General features: G+C 60.7%; 18 protein-coding genes and 1 pseudogene. 10 read left to right on the plus strand and 9 right to left on the minus strand.

Going from position 1 to position 24,263, the window contains the following annotated elements:
* The first annotated feature begins 67 nt into the window (after nucleotides 1–67).
* From CKW38_RS26220 to CKW38_RS26240, 5 genes are all read left to right on the plus strand, one after another.
* The gene (locus CKW38_RS26220) at nucleotides 68–4,537 is read left to right on the plus strand and encodes a hemagglutinin repeat-containing protein (RefSeq protein ID WP_095114254.1); all 4,470 of its coding nucleotides are present in this window, start codon (nucleotides 68–70) and stop codon (nucleotides 4,535–4,537) included.
* Nucleotides 4,538–4,745: 208 nt separating this feature from the next.
* The gene (locus CKW38_RS26225) at nucleotides 4,746–5,123 is read left to right on the plus strand and encodes a c-type cytochrome (protein WP_007915575.1); all 378 of its coding nucleotides are present in this window, start codon (nucleotides 4,746–4,748) and stop codon (nucleotides 5,121–5,123) included.
* A 106-nt stretch (nucleotides 5,124–5,229) separates the two neighbouring features.
* Nucleotides 5,230–5,721 carry a sigma-70 family RNA polymerase sigma factor gene (locus CKW38_RS26230; RefSeq protein WP_095114255.1) on the plus strand — a complete coding sequence of 164 codons (492 nt, stop codon included), beginning with the start codon at nucleotides 5,230–5,232 and terminating at the stop codon, nucleotides 5,719–5,721.
* A 40-nt stretch (nucleotides 5,722–5,761) separates the two neighbouring features.
* Entirely contained in the window at nucleotides 5,762–6,745 is a 984-nt protein-coding gene (locus CKW38_RS26235; RefSeq protein WP_095114256.1) for a FecR family protein, read from the plus strand.
* Nucleotides 6,746–6,843: 98 nt separating this feature from the next.
* Nucleotides 6,844–9,270, plus strand: coding sequence for a TonB-dependent receptor (locus tag CKW38_RS26240; RefSeq protein ID WP_007915579.1), 2,427 nt, complete (start codon nucleotides 6,844–6,846; stop codon nucleotides 9,268–9,270).
* Between the two features lie 54 nt (nucleotides 9,271–9,324).
* On the opposite strand, the gene CKW38_RS26245 is transcribed toward CKW38_RS26240, so the two are convergent.
* On the minus strand, nucleotides 9,325–10,833 hold the full coding sequence (locus tag CKW38_RS26245) for a serine protease (protein WP_095114257.1): 1,509 nt from the start codon (nucleotides 10,831–10,833) through the stop codon (nucleotides 9,325–9,327).
* Nucleotides 10,834–10,926: 93 nt separating this feature from the next.
* Nucleotides 10,927–12,078 carry an MFS transporter gene (locus CKW38_RS26250; RefSeq protein WP_007915581.1) on the minus strand — a complete coding sequence of 384 codons (1,152 nt, stop codon included), beginning with the start codon at nucleotides 12,076–12,078 and terminating at the stop codon, nucleotides 10,927–10,929.
* A gap of 236 nt (nucleotides 12,079–12,314) precedes the next feature.
* On the opposite strand from CKW38_RS26250, the gene CKW38_RS26255 reads away from it, so the two are divergent.
* Complete coding sequence (locus tag CKW38_RS26255) at nucleotides 12,315–13,295, plus strand: diaminopimelate epimerase (RefSeq protein ID WP_095114258.1); 981 nt, start codon at nucleotides 12,315–12,317, stop codon at nucleotides 13,293–13,295.
* 254 nt (nucleotides 13,296–13,549) lie between these two features.
* On the opposite strand, the gene codA is transcribed toward CKW38_RS26255, so the two are convergent.
* The 5 genes from codA to CKW38_RS26280 all read right to left on the minus strand — a co-directional run bounded on the left by codA (nucleotide 13,550) and on the right by CKW38_RS26280 (nucleotide 18,777).
* Nucleotides 13,550–14,797: a cytosine deaminase gene (codA, locus tag CKW38_RS26260; RefSeq protein WP_095114259.1), complete on the minus strand. Its 1,248-nt coding sequence runs from the start codon at nucleotides 14,795–14,797 to the stop codon at nucleotides 13,550–13,552.
* 14 nt (nucleotides 14,798–14,811) lie between these two features.
* Nucleotides 14,812–16,083: a cytosine permease gene (codB, locus tag CKW38_RS26265; protein ID WP_095114260.1), complete on the minus strand. Its 1,272-nt coding sequence runs from the start codon at nucleotides 16,081–16,083 to the stop codon at nucleotides 14,812–14,814.
* Between the two features lie 217 nt (nucleotides 16,084–16,300).
* On the minus strand, nucleotides 16,301–17,113 hold the full coding sequence (locus tag CKW38_RS26270; protein ID WP_007915587.1) for an alpha/beta fold hydrolase: 813 nt from the start codon (nucleotides 17,111–17,113) through the stop codon (nucleotides 16,301–16,303).
* A gap of 142 nt (nucleotides 17,114–17,255) precedes the next feature.
* Nucleotides 17,256–17,612: a 6-carboxytetrahydropterin synthase QueD gene (queD, locus tag CKW38_RS26275; protein WP_007915588.1), complete on the minus strand. Its 357-nt coding sequence runs from the start codon at nucleotides 17,610–17,612 to the stop codon at nucleotides 17,256–17,258.
* Nucleotides 17,613–17,697: 85 nt separating this feature from the next.
* Entirely contained in the window at nucleotides 17,698–18,777 is a 1,080-nt protein-coding gene (locus CKW38_RS26280; protein ID WP_007915589.1) for a patatin-like phospholipase family protein, read from the minus strand.
* Nucleotides 18,778–18,969: 192 nt separating this feature from the next.
* On the opposite strand from CKW38_RS26280, the gene CKW38_RS26285 reads away from it, so the two are divergent.
* The 4 genes from CKW38_RS26285 to CKW38_RS26300 are packed head-to-tail and all read left to right on the plus strand — an operon-like array spanning nucleotide 18,970 to nucleotide 21,571.
* A complete protein-coding gene (locus tag CKW38_RS26285; protein WP_007915590.1) occupies nucleotides 18,970–19,278 on the plus strand; it encodes a PepSY domain-containing protein in 309 nt (102 codons plus the stop codon).
* Nucleotides 19,278–19,589, plus strand: a complete 312-nt coding sequence (locus CKW38_RS26290) for a PepSY domain-containing protein (protein ID WP_007915591.1) — start codon at nucleotides 19,278–19,280, stop codon at nucleotides 19,587–19,589. The genes CKW38_RS26285 and CKW38_RS26290 overlap by 1 nt, the downstream gene beginning before the upstream one ends.
* Nucleotides 19,590–19,592: 3 nt before the next feature.
* Entirely contained in the window at nucleotides 19,593–20,261 is a 669-nt protein-coding gene (locus CKW38_RS26295) for a response regulator transcription factor (RefSeq protein ID WP_007915592.1), read from the plus strand.
* Entirely contained in the window at nucleotides 20,258–21,571 is a 1,314-nt protein-coding gene (locus CKW38_RS26300) for a sensor histidine kinase (RefSeq protein ID WP_095114261.1), read from the plus strand. The genes CKW38_RS26295 and CKW38_RS26300 overlap by 4 nt, the downstream gene beginning before the upstream one ends.
* Nucleotides 21,572–21,866: 295 nt before the next feature.
* Here CKW38_RS26300 and CKW38_RS30740 read toward each other — a convergent pair whose 3' ends face one another.
* Together CKW38_RS30740 and CKW38_RS30745 are read right to left on the minus strand one after the other, a co-directional pair.
* Nucleotides 21,867–22,622, minus strand: coding sequence for a methyl-accepting chemotaxis protein (locus CKW38_RS30740; RefSeq protein ID WP_371857720.1), 756 nt, complete (start codon nucleotides 22,620–22,622; stop codon nucleotides 21,867–21,869).
* Nucleotides 22,623–22,724: 102 nt separating this feature from the next.
* A pseudogene (locus CKW38_RS30745) lies at nucleotides 22,725–24,221 on the minus strand (HAMP domain-containing protein); the annotation flags it as partial.
* Nucleotides 24,222–24,263 lie beyond the last annotated feature (42 nt).

Consider the following 24,263-nt stretch of genomic DNA (forward strand, 5'->3'; position numbering starts at 1 on the left):
TGAGCGCGTCAGCCACGGCCAAGACTAAACGCGCGACGTGATGCCGTACTCACATGGAGACGTTTTTATGCCAGCACACACCTTTGCATTTCATCTTTCGCCGCGGGGCAAATTGCGCTGGGCTATTGCCAGCCTGTTCTTCGCCGTGCACCTGCCGAGCGCGCTCGCCGGCGGCGTCGTGGTCGCACCGGGACCCGGCGGCACCGCGCAATTGCAGACCCAGGGCGGTGTGCCCATCGTCAACATCGTCGCGCCCAACGGTTCGGGCCTGTCGCACAACCAGTTCCTCGATTACAACGTCGACCGTCAGGGGCTGGTACTGAACAACGCCTTGCAGGCCGGGCAATCGCAACTGGCCGGGCAACTGGCGGCCAACCCGCAACTGCAAGGCCAGGCGGCGAGCGTGATTCTCAACGAAGTGATCAGCCGCAATCCGTCCGCCATCAACGGCGCGCAGGAAATCTTCGGTCGGCCTGCCGATTACGTGTTGGCCAACCCCAACGGCATCTCGGTCAATGGCGGTAGTTTCATCAATACGCCGAATGCCAATCTGGTGGTCGGTCGCCCGGAATTGAATGACGGCAAACTGCAAAGTCTGAATACCCGCGACGCCAGTGGTCAGTTGCAGATTCACAGCGGTGGACTACGCAACGGCGAGGGCTCGATCAACCTGATCGCGCCGCGAATCGACAGCCAGGGCGCGATCACTGCGCGCGACCAGTTGAACCTTACGGTCGGGCGCAATCAGGTTGATTACGCCAGCGGCCAGGTGAAAACCGTCGACCCTGCCGGCAACACCGGCGATCAACGCATCGACGCCAGTCTGTTCGGCGCCATGCAGGCCGGGCGCATCAACATTGTCAGCACCGCCGAAGGTGCCGGCGTACGGGTTGGCGCGGTGCAAGTCGCCGGGCGTGATGGCGTGCAGATTCGCTCGGCCGGTGACCTCAGTGTCAGCGGTGAAGCCGTGGCCAACAGCCTCGACGTGACCCGCGCCGGTCTCCGCAGTAGTCAGGGCGATGTGGCTTTGCACAGCGGCAAGGATCTGACGTTGGCGGCTACCGATGTCAGCGCTCGCGACGTCACGCTCGACGCCAAACGCAACCTGACCCTGTCAACGGTCGAAAGCCGCAAGCTTCAGGAAAAGCGCGAAAACTGGAACAACAGCACCATCGGCATCACCTGGGAAACCTACGACCGCACCCAGATCGACAGTGAATCGCGCCAGCACGGCAGCCAGATTATCGCCAGCCGCGACGCCAAACTGTCGTCCGGTAAAGACACCGAACTGAAAGCCGCCAAAGTCGAAGCGGCGAAGACTCTCGATGTGCAAAGCGGCGGCGACTTGCGCCTGACCGCCGCCACTGAAAGCCATACGCAGACCGATCAAGGTAATCACCGCAAACACCTGTGGAAAGCCGACTGGAACAGCAGCAGCGAGGAGCAGCGCAGCGTCACCAGCCAACTGAAGGCCGGCAACATTGCTCTGCAAACCGCCGCGTTGTTGCGCTCCGAAGGCGCCGAGTTAAACAGCTCCGGCGACGTGCAACTGGCCGGCAAACAGGTGGAAATCACCACGGCCACTCTTACCAATCGCAGCAGCGACAACCGTTACTCCGGTGACTTGGTCGGCGGTGGTTTCTTCGGCAAGACCGGCGATGCCGACAAGGGCAAGACCCAGCATCAGGGCAGCAAGGTCAACGCCAGCGGCAAACTGATCGTCAAGGCTGACGACGTGCGCATCAGCGGCAGCCAAGTGCGTGGCGGCACCGACGCCAGCGTGATCAGCGACAAGGGTTCGCTGGTGATCGATGGCGTGCAGGACACCTCGCACAGCAATAACCACGACAAGGACAGCAAGTTCTTCGGCATCAGCAAGGACGAGTCGCGGCAGAACAGCAAAGACAGCAGCACCGTGCGCAGCGAACTGGTGTCCGACAGCAACCTCAAGCTCAAGAGCGCCAAGGATATCGAAGTGGCGGGCTCGACGGTCAAGGCTGGCGGTGCGCTGACGGCCGACGCGGCAGGCGACGTCAATGTGCATTCGGCGCAGAACACTCACGACAGTACTGACACCACGCACACCCGTGGCTTCGATGCGTACGCCAAAGAGCAAACGCCGGAACAATACCGCGCCGGGATCCACTACGAAGACAAACAGCAAACCGTCACTAGCAACGACGTCACTCAACAAGGCTCCAGCCTCAGCGGCGGCAGTGTGCAGGTGAAGGCGGGCGGTGACGTCACGCTCAAAGGCGCGGAGGTGAAATCCACCGTTGGCGACACCACGTTGAGCGGCCAAAACGTGTCGTTGCTGACCGCAGCCGACAGTCACAAAACCACCACCGACACCTCCAGCACCGGCGGCGGTTTCTACTACACCGGCGGCCTCGACCGTGCCGGCAGTGGCGTCGATTTCGCCCACAGCACGGCGCAGGATTCGACCAGTAAAACCACCGCGCAAACCAGTAGCGTACAGAGCAGCGGCAGCCTGACGATCAATGCCGACAAACTCGCCACTGAAGGTGCGCAACTCAAGGCTGGCGACGGTCTGAAAGTCGCCGCGAACGAGATCGACAACCGTGCGGCCAGCAACACTGACAGCAGCACGCATAGCGAGAGCAACTGGTCGGCGGACATCGGCGCCAACGTCGAGTACAAAGACATCGCCCGGCCGATCGCGGGCGCAGTCAAAGACGTGCTCGGCGGCAAGGTGCCGGACAAGGATTCGCTGGCCAATCTCGGTCAGCCGAATGTCGGCATAGACGTCGCAGTCGGTCATGGCAGCGCCAGCAAAACCGAGCAAAACAACAACGCTGTAGTCAGCCGTTTTGACGGCGGCACTGTCGATGTGAAAACCACCGGCACGTTGCACGACCAAGGCACGCAATACCACGCCAGCGCCGGCCAAGTGAACATCAGCGCTGACCAACTGCTTGCCGATGCCGCCAGCAATACGCACAACAGCAGCGCCAACGCGGTGGATGCCAAGGTCGATGTGCGCGTCTACACCAAGACCGGTGAAGACGTGAATGTCGCCGGCAGCGGCGCGGGTGGCAGCAGTGCGTCGAGCAAGGACAACTCCAGCGCCGTGGTCGGCGGTTACGCCGGTAGCCAGGGTGTGAACATCAAGGTCGGCGGCGATGCGCAGTTCGAAGGCAGTCGTTTCGACGGCGGGCAGGGCGGTGTGAGCATCAAGACGGGCGGTGATCTGGCGCTGAATCAGGCCAATGACCGGCAGACCAGCAATGACAGCAGCCTGCGCGGCAATGGCTCGCTGACGGTCGGCACCTTGCCCGGCACCGATGGCACCAACGTTGATCTCGGCGCCGGTTTCCAGCTTGATCACAGCGGCAAGCAAAGCACTGACACTCAGGCCCATGTGGCGAGCATCACCGGCAACGGTCCGGTGCAACTCAGCAGCGGCGGCGATCAAGTCCAGCAAGGCACGAAAATCGACAGCGCTGGCGCCATCGATCTGCACGCTGATGGCAAGTTCGATCTGCAAGCCGCAACCGACACTCACACCGCGATCGGCAGCAACCTCGGCGGCGGCTTGAAGGGTGGCGGCAGCAAAACCAGCAGCGAGAAGAGCCGCGATCAGGGCGGCAATCTGAGTGGCAACTTCAATATCGGTCGGGTCAACGAGGATTCGAAAACCCTTACCGCTGGCCAACTCAACAGCCAGAGCGGCATCGCGTTGAGCGGTGATTCGATTCATCTGCAAGGCACGCAAGTCAGCGCACCGAACGTCAGCATCGACGCGCAAAAGGGTGGTTACGTGCAGGAGTCGGCGCAGTCCACCGACCACCGCAATAACTGGAATGTCGCGCTGAATGCCGGTGGCAACCTGAGCAGCAAAACCCCGACCGCCGCTGATGAGAAGGCCAGCAGCGACCACGGCTTCAACGCCGGGGCCAAAGTCGCTGTGGATTACTTGCAGGGCAGCACCCAGCAGAACAGCCAGATCAAGGCTGACAGCGTGGTGTTGAACAGCGCTGGTGATGCACAGCTGGCGGGTGCGCGGATCGACGCTAAAGATGTCAGCGGCAAGGTCGCGGGTGATCTGACCGTCGAAAGCCGTCAGGACGCGAGCAACCACGCCAAGGTCGATGTTGATCTGGGCCTGACTGCGAAGAAAAATCCACCGAGCGACAAGGAGAAGCTCGCCGGCACCGACTACAAACCGACACTGAAAGCGCAGGGTGAGTACGCGCACAAGGACAGCGTTGCGCAGGCGTCCGCGATCAGTGCCAGCCAAGGCGTGAACCTCGCAGTCGGCGGCGCGACACAGCTGACCGGCGCGCGGATTTCGGCGACGCAAGGAAAGGTCGATCTCGGTGGTTCGAAGGTCAGCAGCACCGATCTGAGTAACCGTGACTACGGCGTGAAAGCGGGCCTTGATCTGCCGCATAAAGCCGAGGAAAACGCACCGAAGGTTTCCCTGGAAAACGGTACCTTGAAAGTCGGCCCGGTCACCCTGAGCGGGCATCTGGACAGCCAGACCCTGCAAGCCGGGATCGACGAGAAAGGCTGATCCAACGGCCAGTGGTGGATGCACTTGACCCCGCATCCACCACCCAACCCTGTGGGAGCGAGCCTGCTCGCGAAAGCGTCCTGTCAGTCAATGCAACCAGTGACTGATGTACCGCATTCGCGAGCAGGCTCGCTCCCACATTGTTTTGCGCCAGGCGTTAAATCTCGCGCATCATGCGCGACCTTAAAAAACGCCAGGGAGGCAAACAATGAAAACCGCATTCGTCGCTGTACTCGGGGCTTTGTTGATCGCCCAACCATCCGTGTCCTTCGCGGATAACAGCAACGGCAAAAACCTCTATTCGCAGCGCTGCGCTGTGTGCCACGGCGCCGATATAAAAGGCAGCGGACCGTTGGCGCGTAAAAGCAATCCGCCCACACCCGACCTGACCACCTCCGCGTTCAAAAAACGCCTGAGTGAATATCCGGGGGTGATTGTGTCGTCGATCATCCTTCGCCCGAACGGCAACCTGATTCCAAAAACGCTGCAGGAAAACGGGGTAAAAATACCGCCGCATGCCTGGAGCGTTAAGGATCTGCGTGACTTGCATGACTACATGAGTGGTGTGATTTCGATAAAACGCTGAGCTCGCGAGGCGACCCGGACGGTCGGATTTGAGGAATCCATTGCTTCGGCTTAATGGTAACCATTACTATTCACACCCTTTTCCTCAGCACGCCGCCCATACCCCAATGCGTCCCCGCAGACCCGGCTTTTTCGAGCATTACGAAGAGTTGATCGGCACCTGGACTCGCCGCCTGCGCAATCGCGCGCAGGCCGAGGATCTGGCGCACGACACCTTTGTGCGGGTGCTTGAGTCGGATTCGGCGGCGGTGCAGCAGCCCCGGGCGTATTTGCACCAGACCGCGCGTAATATCGCGGTCGACGGTTATCGGCGTGAGGATCGGCGCGGCGCCATGGAGTCCCAGGCCATCGATCACAGTGAGCCGTCATCCGGCGACCCGGAGCATTACATGCATGCGATCCAGTTGGCTGACTCCATCGAACGGGCGCTCGCTGAATTGCCGGTCAATTGCCGCAAGATCTTCGTCTGGCAGAAGATCGAAGGCCTGACCCAGGCGGAAATCGCCGAACGCCTGGGCCTGTCCAAGAACATGGTCGAAAAGTATATGATCCGCACCCTGCGGCATCTGCGTGATCGCCTCGACGGGTTGCAGTCATGAACCGCCGCAGCTTTTCATCCCTAGCCCAACAGGACATTCCATGATGGATACGCGTGATTGCGCGTGCGGGCAAACAACGGTGCGCGATGACGCGGCTCGCTGGTTTGTGCGTTTGCAGGAGCCGGCCGTCAGTGCCGACGAGCAGCAGCGCTTCGATGCCTGGCTGAATCAACATCCGCAGCACCGTGACGAATTCCAATTGCTGCAGGGCTTGTGGTCGGCGGCGGATTTGCTCCCGGCGCCACGCCTCAAAGCCCTTGTTGAAACGCCGCCCACTCGCCGCGAGCGCCGTCCGATGCTGCGTTATGCCGTGGCCGCGAGTGTGCTGGCGGTGGCGCTCGGCCTGGGTTTGTTCAGTGGTTTGAATCATCCCGGCGGCTACAGCGCCGAATTCGCCACGGCGCTGGGTGAGCGCAAACACGTGGCGCTGCCGGACGGTTCGGTGATCGATCTGAACAGCCGCAGCCGCTTGCAAGTGCACTATGAAAAGGATCGTCGACTGATCGAGTTGAGCGAAGGCGAAGCGCTGTTCAGCGTTGCGCACGATACCTCGCGACCGTTCGTGGTCGAGACCGGAAATGGCAAGGTCACGGTCACCGGCACGCGTTTCGATGTGCGCCGCGATGTCACACAAACCCGCGTAGCGGTGGAGCAGGGCACGGTGAAAGTGCAGGGGCGCGATGCAGCGGATGATCACTTCATCAGCCTGACCGCAGGCCTCGGCACTTATGTCGATGCGCAGGGCAAAGTCGCCGCCGCCTATGCAGTCAACCCGGCGGAGCTGACAGCGTGGCGCAGCGGCAAACTGGTGTTCAACAACGCCAGCCTCAGTGAGGTCGCGGCCGAAGTCTCGCGTTACCGTGAGCAGCCGCTGACCGTGGCCAATCCGGCCGTGGCCAGTCTGCGCCTGACCAGCGTGTTCAAATCGGACAACACCGACGCTTTGCTCAAAGCCTTGCCGAGCATCCTGCCGGTGGCCGTTCACACCCTTGCGGATGGCAGTCAGGAAATAATCGCAAAATAAAATTCAGGTTTTTTTCGAGTTCATCGTCTTCCTGTTCAACTGCAACTGGTTTGCATTAACAGCCGCACACTCTTGCGATCCACAGGACTACGTACGACGTGAAAAACACCACTGCCAACAACAAAAAATCCCCTTGGCTGCCGCTGGCCCTAGCGCTGGCGGTCAACGCTGCCATGCCGCTGGCGTTTGCCGGTGAAGCGATTCATATCCGCGCGCAGCCATTGGGTCAGGCCCTCAGCGAACTGGGCCAGCAGACATCGCTGCAAGTGTTTTTCAGCCCGGACCTGGTCGCCGGCAAACAGGCGCCGGCAGTCGACGGTGATATCTCGCCGGAGCAGGCGTTGCGCCAATTGCTGCAGGGCAGCGGTCTGGATTATCAGATCAACGAAGGTTCGGTAACGCTGTCGCCGGCCGCGAGTTCCGCCGCCAGCAACGGCCCGTTGGAACTGGGCGTGACCGACATCAAGGTGGTTGGCGACTGGCTCGGTGATGCCAACGCCGCCGTGGTGCAGAACCATCCCGGCGCGCGCACGGTGATCCGCCGCGAAGCCATGGTCGAGCAGGGCGCGATGAACGTCAGCGACGTGCTCAAGCGTGTCCCGGGCGTGCAGGTGCAGGATTCCAACGGCACTGGCGGCAGCGATATTTCCCTCAACGTCGGCGTGCGCGGTCTGACCTCGCGTCTGTCGCCGCGCTCCACCGTGTTGATCGACGGCGTACCGGCGGCATTCGCCCCGTACGGTCAACCGCAACTGTCGATGGCGCCGATTTCCTCGGGCAACCTCGACAGCATCGACGTGGTGCGTGGCGCCGGTTCGGTGCGTTATGGGCCGCAGAACGTCGGCGGGGTGATCAACTTCGTCACCCGCGCGATCCCGGAAAAAGCCACCGGTGAAATCGGCACCACCCTGGAAACCACTCAGTACGGTGGCTGGAAACACATCGATACGGCGTTCCTCGGTGGCACTGCCGACAACGGCATGGGCGTGGCGTTGCTGTATTCGGGCGTCAACGGCAACGGTTACCGCGAGCGCAACAACGGCAACGACATCGACGACGTGTTGCTCAAGACCCATTGGGCGCCCACCGATCAGGACGATTTCAGCCTCAACTTCCACTACTACGACGCCACGGCCGACATGCCCGGCGGTCTGACGCAAAAACAGTACGACGCCAAACCGTATGACTCGGTGCGTGACTACGATCAGTTCACCGGTCGGCGCAAAGACGTGTCGTTCAAATGGATCCGTCAGATCGACGAACGCACCCAGGCGGAAATCCTCACTTATTACACCGACAGTTTCCGTGGCAGCACCATCGCCGCGCGCGACCAGAAAACCCTCAGCTCCTATCCGCGCTCGTATTACACGCTGGGCATCGAGCCACGGGTCTCGCGGGTCTTCGATGTCGGCCCGACCACGCAGGAAGTCAGCGTCGGTTATCGCTACCTGAAAGAGGCGATGCACGAATCGTCGAGCCGAGTGGCGCTGGTCAATAATCAGCCGGTGCTCACGCCGACGTCTGATGGTCATGTTTTCCAGGATCGTACCGGCGGCACCGAAGCCAACTCGGTCTACCTCGACAACAAAATCGATGTCGGCAACTGGACCATCACCCCGGGCATCCGCTTCGAACACATCAGCACCGACTGGCATGACCGCGCGGTGCTCGACACGGCCGGCAAACCGGTGCAGGCAAAAAACCGCAGCATCGAGAGCAACGAGCCGCTGCCGGCGCTGAGCGTGATGTATCACCTGTCGGACGCGTGGAAACTGTTCGCCAACTATGAAACCTCGTTCGGCAGCCTGCAGTATTTCCAGCTCGGTCAGGGCGGCTCGGGTGATCAGACCGCCAATGGCCTGGAGCCGGAAAAGGCCAAGACCTACGAGATCGGTACGCGCTACAACGATGATGTGTGGGGCGGTGAGGTAACGCTGTTCTACATCGACTTCGATGACGAGCTGCAATACATCAGCAACGATGTCGGCTGGACGAATCTCGGCGCGACCAAGCACCAAGGCATCGAAGCGTCGGTGCACTACGACATGGCGGCACTGGATCCGCGTCTCGATGGCTTGACCGCCAACGCCGGTTTCACTTACACCCGCGCCACGTATGAAGGCGAGATTCCGGGTTTCAAGGGCCGTGATCTGCCGTTCTATTCGCGTCAGGTGGCGACCGTCGGTTTGCGTTACGACATCAACCGCTGGACCTACAACCTCGACGGTTTCGCCCAGTCGAAACAGCGCTCGCCGGGCACCGGGGTTAACGCTGATGGCAGCTTCAACGGCAACTACATCACTGACGGCACCGCAGACGGGCAGTACGGCGACATTCCGGGTTACGTGACCTGGAACGTGCGTGGCGGCTATGACTTCGGACCGCAGGTGTCGAACCTGAAGCTGGGCGCCGGGGTGAAGAACGTCTTCGACAAGCAGTACTTCACCCGCTCCAGCGACAACAACTCGGGGATGTATGTCGGCGCGCCGCGTACGTTCTTTGTGCAGGCCAGCGTCGGTTTCTAAGATGCTGTTGTGGCTGAACCGGTTTCACACGACTCAGTCACAACAGGCCTGAAGCTATTGAGGAATCAGAAAGTCGATGGTCGGTCCGGGATTCCCCGCCAGGTCTGCGCCTTTGAGGCAGACGTTCTGCCGGCCATTGGCAACGGAAACATGGAACACGCCCGTGGAGGGCGATACGCGCTGGAATCCCAGCCCGTCATTGCAGTTGATGCTCCCGGGCTGCCCGGACTTGTATTGAAATTGAAAGGGATCCAGATCCGGTGAGACCGGAAAAACCCTGACATCGTAGTCATCGTCACCCACCCATTCGATTTTATAGGCCGGCGCCAACGGCGCTGGTGCTTCCAGCAACCACCGCCAATAGATGCTGGGGGTTTTTCCATCCGATTGTTTTGGCACGTCCGTAGGCCGCTGTTGGCCAATCAGGCAGAGAAAATATAGCCCCGCACCTCCTTTGAGTTCATGGCTCAACTGATTCTCGGAGCCAGGGCGAGCGGTTTGTACCTGGCTATACCCAGCAAGCGACTGGCATTCGTCCAGCGTGCGCGTATAGCGATAGCGGTAGTAGGGAGCGCTCAATGCGAAGGTTTGCAGCCAATGCCATGGCACGACTTGTCCGTGCTCGTCACGCTCGACTTTGATGTAATCGCTGTTTTGCGATGATGTCGGAAAAGACCATGCCGCTCCCAGCGGGCAGTCACCCGGACGCGGGTCGAAACGCCCCTTGGTGAAGCAGGCACCCAGGCCTTCGGTTGTGGAGGCGTAGTTGGTGTCAGTTCGCTTGTTGACCTGCCCGGCAACGACTTCACAGGGGGCGCCCTTGTCACATCGATTACGCTCACTTCCGCGCGTGGTAGTGCCCAACACAGCCACGACTTCATTGGTATAACGCGCAAGCAACGGTGAGCCGGATAATCCACTGACAACATCGAGGCAACGGTTGCTCGATTGTCCTACCCATCGCCACGGGCCTTCGATGACCGCTGCCGAATGTTCCTGTTTGCATGCCATTCGCTGAATGAAGCCGTTCACGGGCGCGCCGGTGATCAAAATGTTTTCTTCGGGGGGCAAGGGGGCATGCGCCAGTTTCAGAGGCTCGATACCGTCGCTGATCAACTGTTCCAGAGGCTGTTCAAGTTCAACGATGGAGATGTCTTGGCCACGCAGCGTGCTCCAGCCAATCCGGCTTACCGCATAGGAGCGACTGTGCGGTTGCGTGTCGAAAAAATAATTGAACGTAACCCGACCCTTTGCAGGCTGATTGACGATGACCTCGTTATTGCCTATCTCCGGATGTGTGCAGTGTCCGGAGGTCAGTACATAAGCCGGATTCGACACAGTACCGGGTTCTCGTGTGTCAATGAGTGTACCGGAGCAGGTCATGCCGCCTTCAACTTCGACACGGCCAATGGCTTGCCAATGCGCATAACGTCCGTTGGCATTGGCCAGCCGCTCAGCGGGAGCAAAGTTGGCTCCGCCTTCGCCCCAGTCGTATCGATTGACGGAGGCGCATCCCTGGAGAAGAGCGATAAGTGCAACAGCCGATCCAATTCGAATATTCATGACAGATTTCCATTTCCGCGTGGCTGGAAATCACCATGATTCAAAGGGTCAAGGCCTGTCTACTGTCAAACCTGACAGGTGTCGCGCCAATCTTCATACTTTCAATGTCTTACCGCCGATGGCCACCGCGACCAACAATACCGCCATCAAGCCAAAGGCAAAGCTCAAGCTACTGGCATGGGCGACAAAACCGATTACCGCCGGCCCTGCCAGAATCCCTGCATAGCCCAAAGTGGTAATCGCCGGCACCGCGATGCTTTCCGGCATCACCGTTTGCTTGCCCACCGCCGTGTACAGCACTGGCACGATGTTCGAACAGCCGGCACCGACCAGCGCATAACCCACCAGTGCCGCTTGCCAGCTCGGCGCAAATGTCGCCAGAAACAGGCCAGCCGCAGCCAACAGACCGCCAAACAGAATGATCCGCGTGGCACCGACAATCCGCACAATGCGGTCACCCAGCAAACGTCCGGCGGTCATGGTCAATGCAAACGCCGCATAACCCAACCCCGCGTACGCCGTGTCGATCCCGCGTTCCTGCGCCAGAAACACCGCACTCCAGTCCAGCGCCGCGCCTTCAGTCAGGAACACGATGAAGCACATCCCGCCAATAAACAGCACGATGCCGTGAGGGATGGCGAATGCCGGTCCGGAGCTTTCACTGCCGTAAGGCAACATGTGCGGCACGCATTTGAACAATGCCGCGATCAGCACCACGACCACCACCAACATGGCTGCGAGAGGCGTCAAGCCGAGGCCGAGCAGGGCGCTGACACCCGCCGCGCCGACAATCCCGCCGAGACTGAACAAGCCGTGAAAACCCGACATCATGTTCTTGCCGCTGGCGCGTTCGACGATCACCGCTTGCAGGTTCACCGTCGAATCCACCGTACCGAGGCCGGCGCCGAACATGAACAGGGTAGCGATCAGCGCCGGTATCGACGACACCGTCGCCAGTAACGGCAGCGCCGCGCAGATCAGCAGCGTGCCGCCGGTGGCCACCCGCCGACAGCCAAAGCGTGTGGCCAGAATCCCCGCCAACGGCATCGCCAGAATCGAACCGACGCCGAGGCACAACAGCAGCAACCCCAGCGTGCCTTCATCCAGTCCGGCACGGGCCTTGGCGTACGGCACCAACGGCGCCCACGCGGCAATGCCGAGTCCGGCGATGAAAAAGGCGATGCGCGTGGACATCTGTTGCAGGCGTCCGGGGACGAAGGTGTCTTGGGGGTTGAGGCTGGTCATATCGATCCTTGGCAAAAAACATCGCGTCCCCGAAGGACACTGATTCAGCGACGAGGTTCGATCGCCGATGCTCGGGGACGTGCAGACGACATCCTACCCTGTGGGAGCGAGCCTGCTCGCGATAGCGGCTTGTCAGTCAATATTTTTTTGCCTGATACACCGCTATCGCGAGCAGGCTCACTCCTACAGGGGATTCGGTTTACAGTGGGATTCTTCGGTAGCAGGGACTAAGGTTGATGACGCAATTCTACGATGCACGGGGCAATATCTATGGGGTGATTGCGCCGCAGGCATTGCGCGACGCGGGCATTGTTTTGCCCGTCAGCGCCACTGAATGCGCCTCTGCGCGTCACTCTTGGAGCGCAGCGGCAATCAAACTCTGCTGCGACTGGCCCGAAGACCAACGCCCGGCAAACAGCAAGTCCCACCGCAGTGACGGCCTGCTGATCGGCCCGTTCCAGACGTCGCCGCCATTCGACGTGCTGATCGTCAACACCGACGGCACGCTCGCCGAGCGCAGTGGCAATGGCCTGACGATTTTCTCGCAGGCGCTGACCGAGCAAGGCTTGATGCCAGAGGAGGGGGTTTTGTTGCGCGTGCATCACGACAAGGGTTACGCCGTGGAGACCTCGGCGAAACCGGCTGAAGTCGAAGGTGTTAAAGGCTTCTGGCTCGATCTCGGCCAACCGCGATTTGGACCGGATGCGGTCGGTGCGCAGACTGTTCAAGGCATTGAGTTCAATGCTCGGGACGTGAGCCACGTTCAGCCCTTGGCACAACTTGATTCCGACTGGGCGCATAGCCAATTCGTGCGCATTGGCAATCCGCATTGCGTAACGCTGCTCCGCGATGTATCTACTTTGCCGAGCAACGAGCAAATGCGTGAATCACCCCTGAACGAAGGCCTGACCGAAATCGCCTACGCCATGCCCACCGGTGCCGGAGATCCATGCCCGGCAGGTGTCAATCTGCAATGGGCGGTGCTGGAATCACCACAGAAAATCCTCGCGCGAGTATTTGAACGCGGCGAAGGGCCGACGGCGTCCTCCGGCACCAGTGCCAGTGCCGTGGCATCGGCGGCTTGGCGGGTGGGTTGGGTCGAGGCGGGAGAAGTGCAGGTGGTCATGCCCGGCGGCACGGCGCCGATTTTGCTCGAAGAAGCAGAGGGTGAATTGCGGCGGGTCAGGTTGTTTGGTACGGCGCGGTTGATGGGCTGAATTCAAAGACCCTATCGCTGGCAAGCCAGGCTCCCACAGGGGTTTTGTGGTGAACACCTCATTTGTGTACGCCACTGAACCCTTGTAGGAGTGAGCCTGCTCGCGATAGCGGTAGATCAGACATTATCTTTATTGAATGCCAGTGCGCTATCGCGAGCTGGCTCACTCCTACATTGGATCTGCGGTGCGCCACAGATCCTTGTGGGAGCTGGCTTGCCAGCGATGGGGCCATCAGCCCCGCCGCAGATCTCAGCTCAGCTCAGTTCACCACTGAACTCCACCACCGGCATCTGCCGCTTCATCAACACCTTGCCGCCGCGAATCGAGTACAACGGCAAGCCCTGACTGCGGATCACCTCGTAATCACTGTCCGCCGAGAGAATCAGCAGATTCGCCGGACGCCCCTGTTCCAGGCCATAACGCTCACCCAGGTGCATGGCTTTGGCGCTGTTATCCGTGACCAGGTCCAGCGCACTTTGCAGGTTGCGGTAACCGAGCATGTGGCAGATGTGCAGCCCGGCCTCAAGCACGCGCAGGATGTTGCCGTTGCCCAGCGGATACCATGGGTCGACGATGGAATCCTGGCCGAAACAGACGTTCATGCCGGCTTCGAGCAATTCATTCACACGGGTCACGCCCCGGCGTTTCGGGAAGTTGTCGAAACGCCCTTGCAGGTGAATGCTCTCGGTGGGGCAGGAGACAAAACTGATCCCGGAGTGGCCGAGTAGACGGAACAGTTTGGCGCAATAAGCGTTGTCGTATGAGCCCATCGCTGTGGTGTGGCTGGCGGTGACGAGGGCGCCCATGTCGCGGCTGCGTGCTTCTTCGGCGAGGACTTCAAGAAAGCGTGAATGCGGGTCGTCGGTTTCGTCGCAATGCACGTCGACCAGGCAACCGGTGCGCTCGGCCAGGTCCATCAGGAACTTCACCGAACTGACACCCTGATCGCGGGTGTACTCGAAATGCGGAATGCCGCCGACCACGTCCGCGCCCATGCGAATCGACTCTTCCATCAACTCGCGACCGTTGCGGAACGACTCGATGCCTTCCTGCGGAAACGCGACGATTTGCAGATCGATGAGGTGGCGGCTTTCCTCGCGCACTTCGAGCATGGCTTTGAGCGCGGTAAGTTGCGGGTCGGTGACGTCGACGTGGGTGCGCACGTGCTGGATGCCGTGCGCGGCGAGGGCTTGAATGGTTTTCTTGGCGCGGGTCTTGGTGTCTTCTTCGGTGATGGTGACCTTGCGCTCGCCCCAGCACTCGATGCCTTCGAACAATGTGCCGCTCATGTTCCAGCGTGGCTCGCCAGCGGTCAGCGTGGCGTCGAGGTGAATGTGCGGTTCGACGAAGGGCGGCACCACCAGATTGCCGCCGGCGTCGAGGTCATCCGGGCCGAGAGTGGGCGCTTCGGTCTGCCGGGCGATGCTGCGGATCAGGCCGTCTTCGAGGTGTAATTCGTGCAAACCTTCCTGGTTGCGCAAACGGGCGTTGATGATGTGCATCAGGCGAATCCTTTTTATAGGTCTTGTAGTGGCGCGCTCGCGCTGCGAGCGCCGAGCACGCCGGTGACGATGACATACGTTAGCGCGGCAGCGGCGATCCCTACCAGTGGCGCGACCCAAGGCGAGCTGAACGCGGCGACAGTGCCGACCGCATAGGCCCCGAGGCCCGGCCAGTTGAACGCCGGCAACCGTGCGTCGGCCAGACGCGGATAGCGCCCGCGCCAACGGAAGAAAAAGTCCGCCATGATCACCCCGCCAATCGGTGGAATCACCGTGCCGAGCAGAATCAGGTAAGGCACGAGCATGTCGTACATGCCCAGCAGCGCGAGGAGGGTGCCAATCACTGCGCCGGCGAGGGTCACGGTTTTGCGCCGGCCGGTGCGCAGCAGGTTGCAACCGGCGACGGCGAAGTTGTAGATGGTGTTGTCCTGGGTGCTCCAGATGTTCAGCAACAGCATGGCCATCGCCGCCATGGCGAAACCTTGCAACAGCAGCACTTCAACCACGTCGGGTTGTTGGTAAACGATGGCGCCGTAAGCGCCGATCAATACCATCAGGCCGTTGCCGATGAAGAAACCGATCAGGCTGGCCAGCACCGCCACCCGGGCCGAACGCGAGAAGCGTGTCCAGTTGGTCGCCTGCGTTGCGCCGCTGACGAAGGTGCCGAATACCAGCGTAATGGCCGTCGACCAGTCCAGCGAACCGCTTGGCACAACGCTGAGCAAACCCTCGAATCCTCCGACTTTCACCGTCGCCACCCACATCGACAGCATCAGCAGCAACATCATTGCCGGCACCGCGATGTACGAGAGGATCTCCAGTCCGCGATAACCGACGTAGGCTGTGGCGCAGAACAGCAGACCGAACAGCACCATCAGGCCGAGCACCGTACTTTCGTCGAGATTGAAATATTTACCGATCACGACGGCAGCCGTCGCCGTGCCCCAGGCGTACCAGCCGATCTGGGTGAAACCGAGGATCAGGTCGCTGAGCTTGCTGCCGACTTCGCCGAAGCAGAAACGGCCCATCAACACCGAATTGAGGCCGCTCTTGAAAGCGATGTAACCCAGGCCTGCCGCGTACAAACCCAGCAGCAGATTGCCGACGATGATCACCGCCATCATCTCGCCGAAACTGAACGCCACGCCGAGCTTGCCGCCGGCAAACATGGTTGCGGTGAAAAACGTGAAGCCCAGTAACACCATCGCCGTGGAGGCCAGGCCTTTGCGCGCATGCATGGGGACTTCGCTGAGGGGGTAATCGTTGCCGGGATCGTTCTGCGTCATGGGGCGGTCCTTGCTGGAATAGAGGAGACGCGGGGGAGGGTTGCAGTGGTCGTGCCAAATGCCGGATGGCGCGGGTTATGTATAGACGAGTCGCGTCGGCAAGCGCGAAAACAGTGCACCTGAATACACCGGAGCCCCAATGTAGGAGCTGCCGAAGGCTGCGATCTTTTGATCTTGTTTTTGATCGTTCCCACGCAGAGCGTGGGAACGATCAAGGTCAGAGGAAGCGCAGCAGGGCGGCGACGATGGCTTCGGGGGCGTCTTCCTGGACGAGGTGGCCGGCGTTGGCAATCGGGTGGAATTGTGATCCCGGGATCATTTGATGTAACGCTCGGCCACGCTCGATGGGGATCCACTGATCCTCCTTGCCCCAGAGTATCTGCACCGGGCAGCGAATCGTCGGATACAAGCTTTCTGCCTCACGGGTATAGCACTCGTCCATCTGCGCAATCTGCCGATAGAACGCCGCTTGCCCCGGGTCGCCCAGCCACGGCTGCACGTAGGGCGCCAGTTCGTCATCGGGGATATCGCGGTGAATTGCCCCGCGAATATAGGTCGGCACGATGGCGCGCTGGATGTAGTCGGGCAGGCCACTGAACGCCGCTTCATGCAGGCGCACATGTTGCACGAATGGCGAACCCCAGGGCGTCAGGGCCACAGGGTCGATGAGTGTCAGGCTGCGATAATCCTTGCCGTTGAGCAGATGCGCACGCAACACGGTGGCGCCGCCGAAGTCGTGGGCGACGACGTCGGGGTTTGCAATATTCCAATGGTCGAGCAACTGCGCCAACAGTTGGTTTTGCACGCCGAGGGAGACGTCGGCGTCAGGTTGCTCGGAGCGCCCGTAGCCCAGCAGGTCGAAGTAATGCACGCGGTGTGTGGCGAAAAAGTGCGGCGCGATCCGGTGCCACACGTATGACGAAAACGGCGTGCCATGCACGAACACCAGCGGCGGGCCGTCGCCGCGTATGGCGTAACGAACGGGATGCCCGTTGAAGTCAAAGACCTGATCCAGCAGCCAGTCTGTCATGGGCCTGTCCTCTTGGCGGGTGGGAGCCAAAAAGCATAGGCGTAAAAAAACAGCCTCGCGGGCTGTTCTCTATTTCCCAGACAAAACACCAATCCCCCTGTAGGAGCCTTCGGCAGCTCCTACGAGGGAGATCTACGTCAGGTTATTCACCGCGATAGATGCAACCGCTGGTGCACGTCTCGTGAATACGGATCGCGCTCAGTTCCGGCAACAACGGCTTCATTTCATTCCAGATGAATTTGGCCAGCACTTCGCTGGTCGGGTTTTCCAGACCGGGAATGTCGTTCAGGTAGTTGTGATCGAGACGCTCGTACAGCGGCTTGAAGATCGCTTTGATTTCAGAGAAATCGCGGATCCAGCCGGTGTGCGGATCGAGGTCGCCGCTGAGGTGAAGCGCCACTTTGAACGAGTGACCGTGCAGACGCCCGCACTTGTGGCCGTCCGGGACGTGCGGCAGGCGGTGGGCGGATTCGAAAGTAAACTCTTTGAAGATTTCCACGGTATTTTCGGCTCTGTTCAGATGGCGTTCGCCGCAGCGATTCGGGCAGGCGGCGAGTTTACCAGCTTGTCTTTGGCCGTGCTGACTAAAGGGTCAGCAAGCGCTCGGCGAGGCGACCATTGGCAGTCAGTTCAAGGAACTCATCGCCGAGGCGACGGCTCTCGTCCATCGCTGCGTGCCAGTATTTCTGCCGGCTCGGCGCATCGCCCATGAAGCGTTTGAAATCATTACGATCGGGCAGTTTGCCGTAGGGCAGGCGCGCCAGATATTCCTTCGAAGGCGCGAGCAGCAGCACGTCCTGCAAGCGCTCCACCGAGGCCTTGCGCCATGGCAGGGTCTTGTCGAACCAGCCGGGAATCACCCGATCAGTGAAGTGCGGATAAAGCACGATGCCGTCGCCGCTGTAGGGCAGGTCAAGGTGGTAGTCGAGCAGGCCACCGTCGCGGAACGTCCCGGCACCGGCGCCCGGCAGGTCGCGTACGCCTTCCATGACCATCGGGATCGATCCCGACGCCAACAAGGCCTGACGCAGATTGCCGGCATTCAGGGCGACAAAGCGCGACGGGAAATCGTTCAGCGCATTGACCGGCGGGGCGAGGCGTGGGTCGTGGATGATCAGTCGTTCGAAGTGCCGCGACAGCCGCGCGCGACCGCGCAGGTTGTCGGCAATCACCGAGCCCAGTGCCAGACCCAGTCGGCCGCGATGGTCATCGGCCAGACGCCCCTGACTTTTCACCACCATGATGTTCAGCCGGTAATGCGCGTTGTCGAGGATGCTCGCGTCGCGGCCGTCGAGCAGGTCGTTGAGCATGCGCTGCGAACTCTGGCTGATCTCGGCCATGGTCACGCCTTTGTTGAAATTCTGCTCGGCGTACAGATGACCGAGGCGGCGAATGCCTTCGGCGGCGTCCGGCAGGCAGGCGCTGGCGAAGCGCCAGGAACCGACCGAGGCGCCGATCAGCGAACGCTCACGCGGTGCACTCGGCAGCCATTCACCGAACAACGCCAGATCCAGTCCCTGAATGCCCAACGCCTTCGGTCCACCGGCCGCGCCGGGCAGGGTGCCGACATCGGCGGCGTTCAGGCCTTGGGCACGAATGCGCGCCATGGCGCGTGGGCCGGCCTTGAGGGTGAGGGCGGGGAATTTGATGTGGATGGCGGTCATACCGGTCTCGATCGTTAGCAAGCGAACAATTATAAGCACATGTTACAAAATCCTGTAGGAGCTGCCGCAGCCTGCGGCAGCTCCTACACGGGGGCATGTGTTGAGCTGGGGCAATGATGGCAATTCAGTTTCAGTTAAGTTCATCTCGCTAAGGTGCCCACCGTAAGCAACACATAAAAATACGGAGACCCCATGAAAACCCTGACTGCCCTGTCCATTGCCGCGATCATCGGCTTCACCGCCAACCTCGCCCACGCCCGCGATCTCGGCCCCGACGAAGCCCTGCGTCTGCGCGACGCTGGTACTATCGTCTCCTTCGAGAAGCTCAACGCCACGGCGCTGGAAAAACACCCAGGTTCGACGATCACCGATACCGAGCTGGAAGAGCAGTACGGCAAGTACATCTACCAGATCGAAATGCGTGATCCGCAGGGGCTGGAGTGGGATCTGGAATTAGACGCGGTGACTGGGCAGGTTCTCAAGGATCATCAGGATACGTAATGAAGGTTAATGTTCGCGCCACCCGCCGTACGGCGTTGGCGCTGGTGATGTGTTGCTCGACGGCCATGGCCCGCGACCTCGGTCCGGACGAGGCGCTTGATCTGCGCAAGCAGGGCGTGATCCTGCCGCTGGAGCAAGTGCTGCAGCAGGCGATGGATCGTTATCCCGGCGCAAAACTGCTGGAAGTCGAGCTGGAAGAAAAACACGACGTCTACATTTATGAAGTCGAGTTGCTGACCGTCGAAGGTGTCGCCCGTGAGCTGCACTTGAAGGCCGATACCGGCGAACTGGTGAAAGACAAGGAAGATTGATCGATGCGTTTGCTATTGGTGGAAGACCACGTACCGCTGGCCGACGAATTGCTCGCCGGCCTGCAACGCCAGGGCTATGCAGTCGATTGGCTGGCGGACGGCCGCGATGCGCTGTATCAGGGCAGCAGCGAACCCTATGACCTGATCATTCTCGACCTCGGCCTGCCCGGTGTACCGGGGCTTGAAGTGCTGGCGCAGTGGCGCGCCGGCGGCCTGGCGATTCCAGTGCTGATCCTCACGGCGCGCGATTCCTGGGCCGAGCGCATCGAAGGCCTGAAGGCCGGCGCTGACGATTACCTGACCAAACCGTTCCACCCCGAAGAGTTGCAGTTGCGCATTCAATCGCTGCTGCGTCGCTCCAAAGGTCAGGCCAATCAACCCACATTGCAGGCGGCCGGTCTGCATCTGGACGAAGGTCGCCAATGCGTGGTGCGCGACGGCGCCGACATTCAATTGACCGCCGCCGAATTCCGCCTGCTGCGCTATTTCATGCTGCACCCGGAGCAGATCCTCTCCAAAAGCCACCTCGCCGAACACCTCTACGATGGTGAAACCGAGCGCGATTCCAACGTCCTCGAAGTGCACGTCAATCACCTGCGGCGCAAGCTCGGCAAAAGTGTGATCGAAACCCGTCGAGGTCAGGGTTACCTGTTCGGCGGGCAAGCTTCGTGAGGTCGATCCAACGTCGCTTGAGCCTGGGTTTGATCAGCGTGATGGTGGTCGTCGGTGTGGTGGTGGCGCAAACCAGTCTGTGGTTGTTCGAAGTGGGTTTGCAGCGCTATCTCGAAGCCGGTCTGCGCAACGACAGCGAAAGTCTGCTGGTGGCATTGGTGCGCGGGCCGCAAGGCCTGCAACTGGATGAGCGGCATTTGTCGCCAGCCTATCAGCGGCCGTTTTCCGGGCACTATTTCCGCATTGATTTTGCCGACAGCCATTGGCGTTCGCGTTCGTTGTGGGATCAGGATCTGCCGCTGCTCGACCATCCCGGGCTGCACAGCAATCTGCAACTGGGGCCTGACGGTCAGCAATTGCTGGTGCTGCGTTCGGACTATCGACGCCTGGGCCAATCGATTTCGATCAGCGTCGCGCAGGATTACACGCCGGTGCGCGAGAGCTTTCAGCGCATGCGCCAGATCGGCCTGGGCCTGGGTCTGGCGGCATTGCTGTTGATTCTGCTGCTGCAACGGCTGACCGTGCGTCGCGCCTTGAAACCACTGGAAAAGGCCCGCGAGCAGATTGCGCAATTGCAGCAGGGCCAGCGTTCACAACTCGATGAACAGGTGCCGGTGGAACTGGAACCGCTGGTGGCGCAGATCAACCATTTGTTGGCGCACACCGAAGACAGCCTCAAGCGCTCGCGCAATGCCTTGGGCAATCTCGGGCACGCCTTGAAAACGCCGTTGGCGGTGCTGTTGAGCCTGGCGTCCAGCGAAAAACTCGATGCGCATCCCGAGTTGCGCAAGGTCCTCAAGGAACAACTGGAGCAGGTGCAGCAACGGCTTAATCGCGAGTTGAACCGTGCGCGGCTCTCCGGTGATGCGTTGCCAGGTGCGCTGTTTGATTGCGATACGGAACTGCCGGGATTGCTGGCGACCCTGAACATGATTCACGGCGAGCATCTGGCCTTGAGTTATGTCGCGCCGGCGGGATTGCAACTGCCGTGGGATCGTGAGGATTTGCTGGAACTGCTCGGCAACTTGCTGGACAACGCCTGCAAATGGGCGGATGCCGAAGTGCGCCTGAGCGTGATCGAGCGTACGGATGGCTTTGCCCTGAGCGTGGAAGATGACGGTCCGGGGATTCCCGAAGAACAGCGCGCCGAGGTTTTCAGTCGGGGCACGCGGCTGGATGAGCAGACCCACGGGCATGGCCTGGGGCTGGGGATTGTCCGCGATATTGTCGAGACCTGGGGTGGTTTGCTGGTGTTGGGCGAGAGTGAGTGGGGCGGGTTGAAGGTGGTAATCGAGTTGCCTCGGCGGTGAGTCTTTAGAAGCCCCTCACCCTAACCCTCTCCCGGAGGGAGAGGGGACTGACCGAGGTGTTTGTTCGAGGTACGCCGACGTGAGATACCGAGTCGAACTCAGGGTTTGAAAGCTTCCCTGTGACGTGAGACACCGAGTCGAACTCGGGTTTTGAAAGCTTCCCCATGACCTGAAATGCCGAGTCGAACTCAGGTTTTGAATGGCACGGAGATCGGCTCCCTTTCCCCCTCGCCCCCCTTGGGGGGAGAGGGCTGGGGTGAGGGGGGAATCTCACTGACACCCCACAACCTGCGAATCAAACCCGAAACTGATCCATTAAACTCTGCTGCTGATTTGCCAGACTATTGAGCGACTGACTCACCCGCGCCGACTCATTCGCCTGCCCGGACAACGACTCGGTCACATCGCGAATCGTCGCCACGTTGTTATTGATCTCTTCCGCCACCGCACTTTGCTCTTCCGCCGCACTGGCAATCTGCAGGTTCATGTCGCTGATCACCGTGACCGCATCGCCGATCTGGCGCAGCGCCGTCACAGCCTGGCCAACCTGCTCGACACTGCCCTGAGCCTGACGATGGCTGTTGCCCATCGAACCAACCACATCTTGCGTACCGGTTTGCAGTTGCTCGATGACCTGACGGGTCTCTTCCACCGACTCTTGTGTGCGGCGGGCGAGGTTGCGGACTTCGTCGGCGACCACGGCAAAACCGCGTCCGGCCTCACCGGCGCGCGCCGCTTCGATCGCGGCATTAAGCGCGAGCAAGTTAGTCTGCTCGGCAATCGCACGAATGGTTTCCAGCACCGCGCCGATCTTCTCGCTGTTGGCGGCCAGGCCTTCGACTTGCACCATCGCCGCACTCATATCGGCGGCGAGGGTGTCGATGCTCGCGGTGGTGCGGTCGATCACGGTCAGGCCCTGACGAGTCGCGCGATCAGCATCCTTGGCGGCTTCGGCAGCCTGCGCGGCGCTGCGGGCGACGTCTTGCGCGGTGGCGCTCATTTCGTGGGAGGCAGTGGCAACCTGATCGACCTGGCGGTATTGCTGCTCCATGCCGGCGCTGGTTTGCGTGGCGATGGCCGAAGACTGGTCGGCGGTGTTGCGCGCGTCCTGCACCGAGCGTTTCACCTCGGCAATGATCGGCTGCAACTTGTCGAGGAACTTGTTGAACCAACCGGCCAGTTGCCCGAGTTCGTCCTTTTTGTCATAGGCCAGACGGCGGGTCAGATCGCCTTCGCCGCTGGCGATGTCTTCAAGCATGTGCGCCACGCCGAGGATCGGCTTGGTCACGCTGCGCGCCATCAGCCACACCAGCAGCAAGCCGATCAACGCGGCCAGCACGCCGAGGCTCAATTCGATCAGCGTGCCGGAGTTGTTGCTCGCGTCCAGTTGTTGCTTGAGCGCTTCGGCGCGGCTGACCAGGACTTTCTCTGGCACATCCAGCAGCACGCCCCACGACGGACCCCCGGGAATTGGTTGAAATGGCGACAGCACTTTCAACTGGCCGTTGCTGTGCAGGCTGCTGACGCTTGTGCTGGAGGCGAGCTTGCTGAGCAACTCGGCGCCGCTGGTTTTATCCACCGCATCCAGACGCTGGCTGAGTTTGCCGGCATCCGGGCTGTAACCGGCGAGCAGGCCGGCGGGGCTGATGATGCTCACGGCGGTCTGGCCGTCGTAGAGCTTTTTGCTCGCGCCCTGACTGATGGCTTGCAGGCTGTTGAGGTTGATGTCGACCGACAGCGAGGCGATGACTTTGCCGTTGACCATCAGCGGGAAGACGATGCTGGTCATCAGCACGTTTTGCCCGTCGATCACATAGAAGTACGGTTCGATCACGCACGGCTTGAGCGTGGCGCGCGGGCAGGTGAACCAGGCGTTGGCCGCTTGACCGCTGGGACCGGTGCTGGTGTCGGCCATGTCGCTTTCCGGCAGGGCCATCGAGGTGACTTTGCCCGGGGTCGGTTGCGACCAGTACAGAGCGAAACGGCCCTTGTCGTTGCTGCCCAGTTCAGCCTGGCCGGCGAACAGTTCGTCTTTGCCGTCCAGTGCGTTGGCTTCGAACACCAGCGATAGGCCGAGCAGGTCCGGGTTGGCTTGCAGCGCCGATTTGACCTGACGGGTCATGTCTTCACGTAGATCGAAAGCATCGAGGAAGCGCTTCTCGGCCTGTTCGCGCAGGAACAGCACCTGCCGCGAGAAACCGTGGCCGTACTGATAGGCGTCCATGAATTGCTGGCGAATGCCGGCAGCCTGCACTTCACCTTGCGACTCGATGCGCGCTTGCGCCGACTCGGTGAGCATCTCCATGCTCGAAGCTTTCACCAGTTCAGAACTGTGCTCCATGCGATACAGCGAAAGACCCACCAACAGGGTCACGATACCGGCCAGGCAGAGGCCGGCGAGCAGGGTGATTTTCCATTGGATGGAAAGTTGTCTGAGCGACATGGAGACGTCCTTATTCGATAAATATCTGAGACTTTGCACTGTAACGGCCGCGTTTCGGCTTTCTTTATCCTTGAAACACAATATGACCGATTGCCGCAGCCGAAATCGCCCACTCGCTTTGACACTGCGGCCACTCTGCGGCACAGTGCGCGCCCTTCTAATAAGACCCTCTTTGCAAATCCGCCGGTGAACCGTTGGCGGACTCATTCTGTCTGGCGGTCGGTTTTCCACCGCAGTGTTTTTCGAGGA

The organism is Pseudomonas sp. Irchel 3H7, assembly GCF_900187605.1.
Lineage (GTDB): Bacteria > Pseudomonadota > Gammaproteobacteria > Pseudomonadales > Pseudomonadaceae > Aquipseudomonas.